Origin of the sequence: Rhizobium sp. 862_C5_N1_2 (assembly GCF_051811205.1) — a bacterium.
GTDB classification, from domain to species: Bacteria; Pseudomonadota; Alphaproteobacteria; order Rhizobiales; family Rhizobiaceae; genus Rhizobium; species Rhizobium leguminosarum.
On record NZ_JBPWPT010000001.1, the window covers coordinates 1293071 to 1306193 of the forward strand.

At 61.1% G+C, this 13123-nt stretch carries 11 protein-coding genes and 1 pseudogene; 5 read left to right on the top strand and 7 right to left on the bottom strand.

Annotation, left to right across the window (positions count from 1 at the left end):
- Positions 1-115: 115 nt before the first annotated feature.
- From ACD590_RS06550 to ACD590_RS06560, 3 genes are all read right to left on the bottom strand, one after another.
- Positions 116-1177, bottom strand: a complete 1062-nt coding sequence (locus tag ACD590_RS06550; RefSeq protein ID WP_018241496.1) for an adenylate/guanylate cyclase domain-containing protein — start codon at positions 1175-1177, stop codon at positions 116-118.
- A gap of 187 nt (positions 1178-1364) precedes the next feature.
- Positions 1365-2510 (bottom strand): ribonuclease D, encoded by a 1146-nt coding sequence (rnd, locus tag ACD590_RS06555; RefSeq protein WP_018241497.1) that lies wholly within the window; start codon positions 2508-2510, stop codon positions 1365-1367.
- Positions 2511-2686: 176 nt separating this feature from the next.
- Complete coding sequence (locus tag ACD590_RS06560; protein WP_439002333.1) at positions 2687-4078, bottom strand: multicopper oxidase family protein; 1392 nt, start codon at positions 4076-4078, stop codon at positions 2687-2689.
- A gap of 14 nt (positions 4079-4092) precedes the next feature.
- Between ACD590_RS06560 and ACD590_RS06565 the strand changes: the two genes are divergently transcribed.
- Positions 4093-4308, top strand: a complete 216-nt coding sequence (locus tag ACD590_RS06565; protein ID WP_245275419.1) for a hypothetical protein — start codon at positions 4093-4095, stop codon at positions 4306-4308.
- 23 nt (positions 4309-4331) lie between these two features.
- Positions 4332-6122 (top strand): aspartate--tRNA ligase, encoded by a 1791-nt coding sequence (gene aspS / locus ACD590_RS06570; RefSeq protein ID WP_026188349.1) that lies wholly within the window; start codon positions 4332-4334, stop codon positions 6120-6122.
- Between the two features lie 63 nt (positions 6123-6185).
- Here the strand turns inward: aspS and ACD590_RS06575 are convergent, their stop codons facing one another.
- Positions 6186-7355, bottom strand: coding sequence for a serine hydrolase domain-containing protein (locus ACD590_RS06575; protein WP_018241501.1), 1170 nt, complete (start codon positions 7353-7355; stop codon positions 6186-6188).
- 66 nt (positions 7356-7421) lie between these two features.
- On the opposite strand from ACD590_RS06575, the gene ACD590_RS06580 reads away from it, so the two are divergent.
- Positions 7422-8063, top strand: coding sequence for a TetR/AcrR family transcriptional regulator (locus ACD590_RS06580; protein ID WP_130652152.1), 642 nt, complete (start codon positions 7422-7424; stop codon positions 8061-8063).
- Positions 8064-8167: 104 nt separating this feature from the next.
- Here the strand turns inward: ACD590_RS06580 and ACD590_RS06585 are convergent, their stop codons facing one another.
- Positions 8168-9355: a membrane protein gene (locus ACD590_RS06585; protein WP_018241503.1), complete on the bottom strand. Its 1188-nt coding sequence runs from the start codon at positions 9353-9355 to the stop codon at positions 8168-8170.
- A 235-nt stretch (positions 9356-9590) separates the two neighbouring features.
- Here ACD590_RS06585 and parC point away from each other — a divergent pair, with 235 nt between their 5' ends.
- Positions 9591-11846 carry a DNA topoisomerase IV subunit A gene (gene parC, locus ACD590_RS06590; RefSeq protein WP_018241504.1) on the top strand — a complete coding sequence of 752 codons (2256 nt, stop codon included), beginning with the start codon at positions 9591-9593 and terminating at the stop codon, positions 11844-11846.
- 211 nt (positions 11847-12057) lie between these two features.
- Complete coding sequence (locus ACD590_RS06595) at positions 12058-12516, top strand: SRPBCC family protein (RefSeq protein WP_018241505.1); 459 nt, start codon at positions 12058-12060, stop codon at positions 12514-12516.
- Here the strand turns inward: ACD590_RS06595 and ACD590_RS06600 are convergent.
- A pseudogene (locus ACD590_RS06600) lies at positions 12500-12879 on the bottom strand (type II toxin-antitoxin system death-on-curing family toxin). The gene ACD590_RS06595 and the pseudogene ACD590_RS06600 sit on opposite strands and share 17 nt — an antisense overlap.
- Positions 12876-13097, bottom strand: coding sequence for an AbrB/MazE/SpoVT family DNA-binding domain-containing protein (locus ACD590_RS06605; protein ID WP_018241507.1), 222 nt, complete (start codon positions 13095-13097; stop codon positions 12876-12878). Before ACD590_RS06605 ends, ACD590_RS06600 begins: the two are co-directional and overlap by 4 nt.
- Between the last annotated feature and the right edge of the window lie 26 nt (positions 13098-13123).

A 13123-nucleotide genomic window follows, 5' to 3' on the forward strand; every position in this document is an offset into this window, starting at 1 on the left:
TACAGCGCAGCGCGTCTCCTCTGACGCGCAAAGGACGCTGCAACACTTTCAATTCTCGCATCGTGCTTTCCGAAAATCGATTCCGATTTTCGGGCCGATGCGGCAGAGCCCTTGCTCAGCCGTGCAGAATGACCGCCGGCGTGTTCAACACGGTGACTGCGCGCGAGGAAAGCGCCATCACGCCGAGCGCCTGGCCGCGCCCCTTCACGGCGTGAGTGCCGAGATCCTCGCAGCTGACGTCGTCGGGAAAGTTCATGCGCCGGGCAAGCTCAGTGGAGATCAGCACCGGCCGGTTCAGGCTGCGGCAGAGCGTCTCCAGCCGGGCAGTGGTGTTCACCGTGTCGCCGAAATAGCTGATCTTGTGATGGTCGACGCCGATTTCGGCGGTGATGATTTCGCCTCCATGAAGGGCGGCGCGGAGCTTCGGCACCTGCCCATAGCTTTTCCGCCAGCCGGCGGCATTGGCTTCGATATCGCCGAGGATATCGAAGATGCAGCGCACGCAGCGCGCATTTTTGACGCCGCGGGCAAGCGGCCAAGTGATGATCGCCGCATCGCCGACATAGTCGTTGATCATGCCCTTGTGGCGCCTGACCGGTTCGGCGAAAGTCGCAAACAGCGAGCTCAGCAGCTGCTGCGCCCTGAGGTCGCCGTGCTTTTCGGCAAAAGCCGTCGAATCGACGAGATCGATGAACAGGAAGACACGCTCTTCCCTAACCGGGTTGCGGTAGCGGCTAATGAGCATGCTGAGGAAAACCTCGCGGCCGAGCAGCTCTCGCACGCGCAAGACGAAGATCAGCAGCGCGCAGACCGTCAGCGCATAGAGGAAGACCTCGAACGGCATGATGACGAGATCGAGGAGCGATGCCGGCTTCAGCATGGCGAACGACCAGAGCAGCAGGCCGGCGCAGGCAAAGCCGATGCTCATCAGGATCTCGTAGATCACCAGCTCGGTAATGATGAAGGCGAAGGTCGGCAGCTTCTGGATGCGCCTGTAGAGCCGGCGAAACAGCACCTTGCGCTCGAAGGCGATGATCGGCATGCCGATGAAGAGCGCGAAGATCGCGCCAATGACGGGCGTCTGGTTGGAGTAGAACATCAGATCATACATGACGCCGCTGGCCGCGAGGACGATCGCGATCAGGATCCAATTCTGCGTCGGAGATATTTCCCGCATGCCGCCTCTGCGCCGTGATGTCACTTCCCGCCCATTGTTTCAGGCCGGAAAAAACCGTCAAGCGAATTCGAAACTACAGCGTCCTTAGCGTGTCTTTTCGAGAGCCACTAAGGACGCTGTAGCACTTTGAATTGCTGCATAATTTTACCCTTAAATCGAGTCCGATTTAAGGAGTTAGGCAGCAACCTCAGAGGCTGACGGTTTCGACCTTCCGGTCGACGAAACGCAAGGCGATTGCGCCCTGGATCAGCTGCAGTGCCGGCTCGCCGAAAAGATCGCGCCGCCAGCCGTGCAGGGCAGCCACTTCGGCCTTCTCGCCCTCGGCGGCGATCCTGTCGAGATCCTCGCTGTTGGCGATGACCTTCGGCGCCACGCCGTGTTTTTCCGAAATCAGCTTCAGCAGCACCTTCAACAATTCGACGGCAGCAGCGGCCCCTTCGGGCGCCTGCGCCTGGCGTGGCACATGCGGCATATCGGCCTTCGGAAGAGCAAGCGCCGTGTTGACGGCCTCGATGACCGCGGCACCGGAAGTCGAGCGCTCCCAGCCCTTTGGAATGGTGCGCAGACGGCCGAGCGCCTCGGTATCCTTGGGTTGCTGCTGGGCGATCTCGTAGATCGCATCATCCTTCAGCACCCGCGAACGCGGCACGTTGCGGGCCCGCGCCTCGCGTTCGCGCCAGGCGGCGACATATTTCAGGATCGCCAGCTCCTGCGGCTTGCGCAGACGCATCTTCAGCCGCTGCCAGGCATCGTCGGGATGCATGTCGTAGGTTTCGCGCGACTCGAGAATGTCCATTTCCTCGGAGAGCCAGGAGGTGCGGCCTTCGCGATCGAGTTCCGCCTTCAGCGACAGGTAGACGTCGCGCAGGTGGGTGACGTCAGCCAGCGCATAATCCAGCTGTTTGTCCGAGAGCGGCCGGCGGCTCCAGTCGGTGAAGCGCGACGACTTGTCGATATGGACGTTCTTGATGCGGCTGACCAACTGGTCATAGGAGACGCTGTCGCCGAAGCCGCAGACCATGGCGGCGACCTGCGTGTCGAAGATCGGATGCGGAATGAGATTGCCGCGATTGAAGATGATTTCGATATCCTGGCGCGCCGCGTGAAAGACCTTCAGCACCTTCGGATCGGCCATCAGCTCGAAGAAGGGGGCGAGATCGATGCCCTTGGCCAGCGGATCGACGAGAACTTCCGTCGTCGGGCTTGCCATCTGGATCAGGCAGAGCTCCGGCCAGAAGGTCGTTTCGCGCAGGAATTCGGTGTCGATGGTGATGAAGTCGGACTTGGCCAGCTCTTTGCAGGCGGCCGCCAAATCGGCGGTGGTTTCGATCATATCATTTCATTCGCAAGGAAAAGGTCGGTTAAACCTTCCTTCTCCTTTCGGTTCGATATGTCAATACAACAGCATACGCTTCGAGCATTGCTGGCGAAGAATCACGTCTAAACTGAGGCATGGCGCGAACGCCGGCGCGAAGCAAAGCTGCAATCGCGGCGAAAGCGCGGGCTGTCTCAGCTTACCCTGAGATAGCTCGTCATCCCCGTCTTCTGATGCTCGATGATATGGCAATGCAGCAGCCAGTCGCCGGGATTGTCGGCGACGAAGGCAAGCTGCACCTTCTCGTCCGGCTGAATGAGATAGGTATCGGACACCTGCGGCATCACCTCGCGCGTCGAGGAGGAGACCACCGTGAAGCTCATCCCGTGCAGATGAATCGGATGGGCATGCGGCGTAGTATTCTCCAGATTAAAGACATAGCTCTTGCCGAGCTTCAATTCCGCAAGCGGCGCCGTCGGATCGGGCGTATCGCCTGGCCACGGCACCTTGTTGATTGCCCAGAAACTGTAGCCCAGCGTGCCGCAGATGCTTTCAATAGCGGCATTCTCGGCGGTGGCGCTCAGTATCAACGGGATCTGCTCAGCGGCGGAAAGATCGGCTTTCGGGACGGGATTCTCGACAAGCGGCCCGAGATCGCCGATATCGCGCTTCAGCGATGATCCGACCGCGCGCAGGCTGGCGATCGTCTTCGGCGTCGTGCCGCGGATATCCTCGAGCGTTGCGACCGCACCTTCACCATCCGGCATGCGCACTGCAAGATCGAGCCGTTGACCCGGTCCGATCTGCAGGAGGTCGAGGGAAAAGCGCTTCGGCACCGGATTGCCGTCGATCGCAATCACGGTCGCATCGGCGCCTTCCATCTTCAGCGAGAAGATCCGCGTCACGTCGGTCACGGCGATGCGCAGCCGCACCAGTCCGCCGGCTGGCGCGTCATATCGCGGTTCCTGATGCCAGTTGGCGGTGCGCACCGTGCCGTAGGTACCGGTCTTGGCAGCGTCCCGCGGCCGGAAGGGAGCGATGAATTGCCCGTCGCCGCCGAGCCGCCAGTCACGCAGGTTCAGCACCACTTCGGCATCGAACTCCGGATCGGTCGGATCTTCGACGACGATGATGCCGGTCATGCCGTGCCCCATCTGCGTCAGCGTGTTGCAATGCGGATGATACCAGAAGGTGCCGGCATCGGGCGGCGTGAAGGCATAATCGAAGCTGTCGCCGGTATAGATGTAGGGCTGCGTCATGAACGGCACGCCGTCCATGCGATTATCGATGCGAAGCCCGTGCCAGTGGATCGTCGTCGGCTCGTCGAGGCCGTTTTTCAGCCGCGCCGCATAGGGTCGCCCCTTTGTCATCCTCAGAACCGGCGGCATGCCGTCATGACCCCAGCTCATGATATCCCTGGTCGGTCCCGCCTCGGTCAGCATGGCTTCGGTTTTCACTGCCGTCAGCAGCTGCGGCTCGGGAGCTGCCTCGGCAAGCCCGAATTTACCGGCAACGCCGATGCCGACACCATAGGCGCCCGCGACAGCGGATGCCTTCAAGAGGTTGCGGCGGGTCAGGAGAGGCATGCGGAGGCTCCACGATGAGAATGCCGATCCTTGTAAAGTTGACCGACATCTTCATCAATACAGGAAACGCGGCCAAACTGCCGCAGCATACCGGTCGCAGCCTCGCCATAAACGCGTGCCAAACGCCCGGCCGCGTGCGCCAAGCCTTGACAAATCGGAGCGTCCATGCGCTTTTCCGCCCGATTTTCTTGTCGGCGCTTGAGGGTCTTGGAACCCTTGTGCCGTCTTAAGCCACATGCCAGGATTTGAGATCATGCATCGCTACCGCAGCCACACATGCGCCGCCCTCCGCAAGACGGATGTCGGCTCGACCGTCCGTATTTCCGGCTGGGTTCACCGCGTTCGCGACCATGGCGGCGTTCTTTTCATCGACCTTCGCGACCATTACGGCATCACTCAGGTCGTCGCCGATCCCGACAGCCCGGCCTTCAAGATGGCGGAAACCGTGCGTGGCGAATGGGTCATCCGTATCGACGGCCTCGTCAAGGCCCGTACCGAAGACACCGTCAACAAGGCCATGGCAACAGGCGAGATCGAACTCTACGCGCAGGAGATCGAAGTTCTCTCCGCCGCCAAGGAACTGCCGCTGCCGGTCTTCGGCGAGCCGGATTATCCGGAAGACGTCCGCTTGAAGTATCGCTTCCTCGATCTTCGCCGCGAAACGCTGCACAAAAACATCGTCAAGCGCACCCAGGTGATCTCCGCCATGCGCCGCGAAATGGGCAATGTCGGCTTCACCGAATATACGACGCCGATCCTGACGGCCTCCTCGCCGGAAGGCGCACGCGACTTCCTCGTGCCGTCGCGCATTCATCCCGGCACCTTCTATGCGCTGCCGCAGGCGCCGCAGCAGTACAAGCAGCTGCTGATGGTTGCAGGCTTCGACCGCTACTTCCAGATCGCGCCCTGCTTCCGCGACGAAGACCCGCGTGCCGATCGCCTGCCGGGCGAATTCTACCAGCTCGACCTCGAAATGAGCTTCGTCACCCAGGAAGACGTCTGGGACACGATGGGTCCGCTGATGACCGGCATTTTCGAAGAGTTCGCCGAAGGCAAGCCGGTCACCAAGGAATGGCCGCGCATCCCCTACGACGAGGCGATCCGTAAATATGGTTCGGACAAGCCGGACCTGCGCAACCCCATCGTCATGGAAGCGGTCACCGAACATTTCGCCGGCTCCGGCTTCAAGGTTTTCGCAGGCATGATCGCCTCCAACCCGAAGGTCGAGATCTGGGCTATTCCGGCCAAGACCGGCGGTTCCAGAGCGTTCTGCGATCGCATGAATGCCTGGGCGCAGTCGACCGGTCAGCCTGGCCTCGGCTACATCTTCTGGCGCAAGGAAGGTGACAAGCTCGAGGGCGCCGGCCCGCTTGCAAAGAACATCGGCGAGGAGCGCACCGACGCGATCCGTACCCAGCTCGGCCTCGATGACGGTGACGCCTGCTTCTTCGTTGCCGGCGATCCGGCGAAGTTCTACAAGTTTGCCGGTGAAGCCCGCACCAAAGCCGGCGAAGAGCTGAACCTCGTCGATCGCGACCGTTTCGAACTCTGCTGGATCGTCGACTTCCCGTTCTTCGAATGGAGCGAGGAAGAAAAGAAGGTCGATTTCGCGCACAACCCGTTCTCAATGCCGCAGGGCGGCCTCGATGCGCTGCAGAACCAGGATCCGCTGACGATCAAGGCGTTCCAGTATGACGCCGTCTGCAACGGCTTCGAAATCGCCTCGGGCTCGATCCGTAACCAGTCGCCGGAAACCATGGTCGCCGCCTTCGAGAAGGTCGGCCTCAGCCAGCAGGATGTCGAAGACCGTTTCGGCGGCCTCTACCGCGCCTTCCAGTACGGCGCGCCGCCGCATGGCGGTGCTGCTTTCGGCATCGACCGTATCGTCATGCTGCTCGTCGGCGCGAAGAACCTGCGCGAAATCTCGCTCTTCCCGATGAACCAGCAGGCCCAGGACCTGCTGATGGGCGCGCCGAGCCCGGCAACGCCGACGCAACTGCGTGAGCTCTCTATCCGGCCGATCCCGCCGGTCAAGAAGGACTGAGATCGTCTGATCCCGAATGCAAAAGCCCGGCAAATCGCCGGGCTTTTCGTTTGGTTCGGTCGCTCACAATGCCGCGTAGATCGCCTCGCGAAGATCGACTGTGAACTTGCCCCACATGCCTTCCAGTGTCGTGTTGGTCAGCGCAACGACGGTCAGCCCGTTGACGGGGTCGATGAACCAGCTATGGCCGTAGACGCCGCCCCATTTCAGCGTGCCCTTGGGGAAGGGGACGCCTGCCTCGGCCGGATTGGTGATAACAGACCAGCCGAAGCCAAAGCCGGAGCCTGGTTCATGCTGCTGGCGGCGCCCGCCGGCTTGGTCAGTCATCATCATCCCTACGGTTTCGGTCGAGAGTAGCGGCGCGCCACCCCTACGGATGGTATCGAGTATGGCCAGGACGTCACCCGCCGTTCCCGCCATGCCGGCGCCGCCGGAATGATAGGAGGCGGGGTCGAAGATGCGGTTCGGCGCGAAGCGGATGGGACCCATCAGCGACATCACCAGCGCATTCTCGCCCATCAGCGCCGGCTCCGGCGAGGCATTCATATAGGCCGCGGCAAGCCGACGGCGGTCGCGCACGGAAAACGCGGTATCGGCAAGGCCAAGCGGTTTCGTCACCAGATCAGCGACGGCATCGCCCAACGGCACTCCCGTTTCCGCCTCGATGATGCCGCCCAGAACATCCATGGCGACGGAATATTGCCAGTCACTGCCCGGCGCAAAGCGCAGCGGCACGCTGGCGATCCGCCGCAGGTTCTCGGCCAGCGGCAGTCCCGGTTCGGCAAGGCCGTCGGAAACGCCGGCGCTGATATAGGAACCGCCGTCCTCTTCGGAAAAGCTGTAGCCAAGGCCGGACGTATGGGTCAGCAGGTGGCGGATGCGGATGATCGCCTCTCCGCCGTCAGGCAGCCTCGGACGGAAATCCGGCAGCCATCTCGTCACGGCGTCGTCGAGCCCGATTCTTGCCTGCTCGACGAGCCGCATCGCGGCGATGGTGACGATCGGCTTGGTGATGGAGGCAAGCCTGAAGATGGTGTCCTCGCGCATCGGCAGACCGCTTTCGCGGTCGGCAAGGCCGTCGGCGTGGTGATGGACGATCTCTCCGTCGCGGGCAACGAGTACCACCGTCCCCACAAGCCGTTTGTCGTCGAGCGCGCTTGTGATTGCCGCATCAACCGCTGCGGCAAGGGATGAATTCCTGTCGGCGTCTGCCATTTCGAGGGGAAGACTCATCAGATTAAACCTTCTATAATCACAATGACCGTTCCTGAATATAGAAAGCCGTTTTGAATTTCTAGAGTGATCATTGTGAAAAATAGCACTGACATGAAAAATCCTGCCACCCGCCGCCGCGGCCGTCCGCCGGCCTTCGACCGCGAGACTGTGCTGTCGGCGGCGCGCGAGACCTTCTGGGCGCATGGATATGAGGGCGCCTCGATCGCCGATCTCACTGCCGCTATGGGCATCACGCCGCAAAGCCTCTATGCCGCCTTCAACTCGAAGGCCGATCTCTATCGCGCCGCGCTCGAGCAATACCGAACGCTGGGCTCCGACACGTTTTCCGCGCTCGGCGATCCGATCGACACCGTCTCCGCCTTCGAGTGCATATTGCGGGGCTCGGCCGAGATTTTCTCGGCTCCCGAGCATCCTAAAGGCTGCATGATTTCGACGGCTGTGCTGAATTGCGCCAGCGAGAACGACGTGATCGCCGACCATGTTGCGGCGATGCGTCGTCGGTCGCTGGACGCTTTCACGGCAAGGATCGAGCGTGGCATCCGCGAGGGTGATATCAAGGCCGGGACGAACCCTCGCGCACTCGCACGGTTCCTCGGTGCCATCATCCAGGGCATGTCGGTGCAGGCGAGGGACGGCGCATCTCTTGAAGAATTGCTTGATATCGCAAGCTTCGCCATTTCTGAAGTCGCCCGCCACCACGCCTGAAAACGAAAAGGCCCGGCAGTCCGTGAACTGCCCCCGAAAGTTGGACGTCAACCTTTGGGGGCAGTTCACGGACTGCCGGGCCTTTCATCGCAAGATCGAAGCGATCAGTCGTTGGCGGTAACCTTGACGCCGAGCACTTGCGGCAGTGTGTTCGGAGCACCCATGGCGGCGCCCACGATCGTCGGGAACGGCACCGGCTTTTCGGGAGCGGCCTTGACGGTCAGGCTCTTCGGATCGTCGAGGAAGGTGTTGACGGCAGCCGAAACGGCGTTCTGCAGTTCCGGGATATTGAGCTGCGCCAGCATGATCGGCGTCATCGCTTTCAGCGAATCCGCCATCTGCTTGCCCGACATGTTCTGCTGCGAACCGGCATAATCCAGCGCACGCTTGGTGATCGAGGCATCTTCGAAGCGCACCTGTGCTGCCTCGAAGGACAGCTGCTGCATCAGGCCGAGCATGGCAAGGCCGAGCGCCTGCTGCGATTCTTCCTTGTTCGCACTGGCTTCGGATTGCTTCATCGCATCCTGCAGCGACTTCACGAAGGCCATCGTATAGCCCGAGATCTTGAAGCCAAGGTTCAGCTTGCCGATGTTGGTGAAGTCGAAGGCAAATTCCGAAATGTCGATCGTGCCGGGGGCAAGTTCCCAGGCGCCCTTCATGGTGATGTCGCCCTGGATGTGCTGCAGGGCAAGCTTCTCGATCGCGTCTTTGCTCTGCGGATCCTCGGCTTTGCTGAGATCGGCCTTCATGCTTTTGAAGGCGCCGTCGAAATCGAAGCCGGATTCGTCTTCGCGCAGTGTCAGGTTGACGTCGCTTTCGAGCACCGAGAACATTTCCGCGCCGTCCTTGACCACCTTCAGCGGGCCGGTATGGGCGGTTTCGTAGAGCATCATGGTATCGAGCGTGTCGCCGCCCGCCGTTGCCGGGATCGAGATGCCGCCGAGCGTCAGCTCCTGCGCCGTTACCGTGACGCCGTCTTTCGTGGTGTTGATATCGGGGAAGGCGGCCTCTTCGATGTAATAGCCGCCATCCTCGTCTTCTTCGACGCCGGAAAGGGTGACTTCGCCGACGGCCAGGCTTTCGCCGCCGGCCGATTTGACGGTGACATTCTTCAGCGTCGCGGTCGTGCCGTCGATATCGACGGCGTCAGCCGAAATCGTTCCGCCCTGGACGGCATAGGCGGCGTTGAGCTTCTTCAGCAGATCGGCGCCGTCGAGAGCGAAAGCCGAACCGGCGAGCGAGAAAAAGGCGGCGCCCGACAGCATCAGCCGCGTTGTCCGGGAAAAGTTCATGGGGTGTTTCCTCTGGTGGCGTGGTGGCGGTTGGAAATCTGCAGTTACGCTACTACGGATTGGGCCAGCTTTATATTTGCGGATCTCTAAATTTCTGTTGAGAGGAACGGCAAACGAAGTCCAAATTGCGGCGGAACGTTTGTCTCATCCTTTGATGTCAGTCCCAAGACTTCATCCACAGCCGTAATGGCCCGGATTCCTTGCCCGCCGGCCGCTTCTGAGCTAGTCAGGACCTATGGGACAAGAGATTTTGCCGCCTTCCGGCGGAGACGACGATCATATCCAACCGGTCGACCTCAAGGCGGCGCTCGAGCAGCGTTACCTTGCCTATGCGCTGTCGACCATCATGCACCGTGCCCTGCCTGACGTGCGCGACGGGCTGAAGCCCGTTCACCGCCGCATCGTCTATGCGATGAACGAAATGGGGCTGAGGCCGAACTCGGCCTTCAGAAAATGCGCCAAGATCGTCGGCGAGGTGATGGGTAACTACCATCCGCACGGCGACCAGTCGATCTACGACGCGCTTGCCCGTCTCGCCCAGGATTTCTCGCAGCGCTACACGCTGGTCAACGGCCAGGGCAATTTCGGCAATATCGACGGCGACAGCCCCGCCGCCATGCGTTACACCGAATCGAAGATGACGGCGGTCTCCGAGCTGCTGCTTGAAGGCATCGATCAGGATGCCGTCGATTTCCGCGACACTTACGACGAATCGAATTCCGAGCCGGTCGTCCTTCCCGGCGCCTTTCCGAACCTGCTCGCCAACGGCTCCTCCGGCATCGCCGTCGGCATGGCGACCTCGATCCCGTCGCACAATGCCCACGAGCTTTGCGATGCCGCCCTGCATCTGATCAAGCATCCGGATGCGACCGTCGAAAAACTCGTCGAATTCATTCCCGGCCCGGATTTCCCCACCGGCGGCATCATCATCGACAGCCGCGACAGCATCATCGAGAGCTACCGCACCGGCCGCGGCGGTTTCCGCGTGCGGGCGAAATGGCAGACGGAAGATCTCGGTCGCGGCGGCTACCAGATCGTCATCACCGAAATTCCCTTCCAGGTGCAGAAATCGCGGCTGATCGAGAAGATCGCCGAGCTGCTGATCGCCCGCAAGCTGCCGCTGCTGGAAGATATCCGCGACGAATCGGCCGAGGACATTCGTGTCGTGCTGGTGCCGAAGACACGCAGCGTCGATCCGACGATCCTGATGGAATCGATGTTCAAGCTGACGGAGCTCGAAAGCCGCTTCCCGCTCAACATGAACGTGCTCTCCATGGGCCGCATCCCGCGGGTCATGGCGCTGAACGAGGTGCTGAGGGAGTGGCTGGACCACCGCCGCGAAGTTCTGCAGCGCCGCTCGCGCTTCCGTCTCGCCGCGATCGACAGACGCCTCGAAATCCTCAGCGGCCTGCTGGTCGCCTACCTCAACATCGATGAGGTCATCCGCATCATCCGCGAGGAGGACGAGCCGAAGCCGGTCATGATGGCGCGCTGGGATCTCACCGACAATCAGGTCGAGGCGATCCTCAATATGCGGTTGCGCGCCTTGCGCAAGCTGGAAGAGTTCGAGATCCGCAAGGAATTCGACGAACTCACCAAGGAAAAGGGCGAGATCGAGGCGTTGCTTTCCTCCGACGACAAGCAATGGCAGACGGTCGCCTGGGAAATCGGTGAGGTGAAGAAGAAATTCGCCAAGGCAACGGAGGTCGGCCGCCGCCGCACCCAGTTTGCCGACGCGCCCGAGACTGACGAGGAAGCAATCCAGCAGGCGATGATCGAGAAGGAACCGATCACCGTCGTCATTTCCGAAAAGGGCTGGATCCGCGCATTGAAGGGCCATATCGCCGATACGGCAACGCTGACCTTCAAGGAAGGTGACGGCTTGAAGATCGCCTTCCCGGCGCAGACGACGGACAAGATCCTGATCGTCACGACAGGCGGCAAGGCGTTCACGCTCGGCGGCGACAAGCTGCCGGGCGGCCGCGGTCATGGCGAGCCGCTACGCATCATCGTCGATATGGATAACGACCAGGCGGTGCTGACCGCTTTTGTCCATGATCCCTCGCGCAAGCAGCTGATCGTCTCGACCGCCGGCAACGGCTTCGTCGTGCCTGAAGCCGAACTGGTCGCCAATACGCGCAAGGGCAAGCAGATCATGAACGTCGGGCTGCCCGAGGAAACGCAGCTGCTCGTGCCCGTCAGCGGCGACCATGTCGCCGTCGTCGGCGAAAACCGCAAGCTGCTGGTATTCCCGCTGGCGCAGGTGCCGGAAATGTCGCGCGGCAAGGGCGTGCGTCTGCAGCGTTACAAGGATGGCGGCATTTCCGACGTCCGTTGCTTCGCGATATCAGACGGCCTCGTCTGGGAAGACAGCGCCGGCCGCACCTTCACGAAGAACAAGGATGAACTTGCCGAATGGCTGGCCGACCGCGCCACCGCCGGCCGCACCGTGCCAAAGGGCTTCCCGCGCAGCGGTAAATTCGCCGGCTGAGGCACGAGAGCACCGCGCGTCTTTTCAGACGCGCAAAGAACGCTGTAAAACTTAGATGCAGTAAATTCCGCGCCCGAGTCTTGGCGGGCGCGACAATTCCTCTATTTCAATCCTGTTAGCAAAAATATGAGCAGGCCGGCTCCGGAGGCGGACGGAATGGCCGCAGGCCGCGCACGGGAGGAGTGCGCGCGCCATTACCGGAGGAAAATAGATGCCCGCCAGCACCATCAAACTGCATGTCAGCCACACCTATAGGGTGCCGCCCGCCGTTGTCTACGACGCCTGGCTCAACCCCGAAATCGCCCGCCGCTTCCTGTTTGCGACCGATGACGGTCACGTCATCCGCGCCGATATCGATCCGCATGTCGGCGGCCGTTTCTTCGTCGTCGACCGCCGCCCGACCGGCGACGCCTTCCACCAGGGCGTCTTTTTGGAACTGAAGCGCCCGCAGCGCATGGTCTTCAGCTTTTCCGTCGAGGAACACGACCACAATTGCGACCGTGTCGAAATCAACATCGAGCCTCTTGGCGGCGGCAGTCGTCTGACGCTGACCCACGAAATGTGCGCCGAATGGGCCGAACACGAGGAAAAGACCCGGCAAGGCTGGGCGCATGTGGTCGAAGGGCTTGGCAGGGAACTGGAGCAGCAGCAGTTCAAGGCGACGGGTTGAGCGGTATGCTGAAATCTCGAAGGAAGCGGGTCGCACCTTCCTCGTCGATCTCGCCTGCGGCTACCTCTAGTACAAATACAATGACCTGCGCTTTCGGCATTGATGACATAGCGGTTGATGTAGAGAAACGTAAACGCCGCGAGATAGCCGGTACGCTTGTTTCCATCCGCGAATGGGTGGTTTCTAACAATGGCATAGAGATAGGCTGCGGCGAGTACGAAGATGTCGGTCTCGCCGTATGCAGCCTTGTTAAGCGGGCGCGCTAAGGTTTCCAATGCATTGGCATCCCGCAGGCCAGGCAGACCGCCATGCTCATCGTGCATATTCAATCGCTTGGCGGCTCAGCCACTGAAGCCGTATCATTTCCCGAGTTCACGGAGTGCCACCCGATATTTTTCCATACCGATGCGGGCCGCCCGCATTTGCTCGGCAAGATCCGCCGATTCCGGTACAAGCTGAATATTACCCTCGATCTCTCGCAGTTCGAGGCTGTCGCCGCTGCTCAGGCCCAACCGCTGCAGCACCTCTTTAGGGATGATAATACCCTCGGAATTGCCGATCTTGCGGATTGTGACGTTCATCGTTTTATCCTCTGTGATAGCGGCGT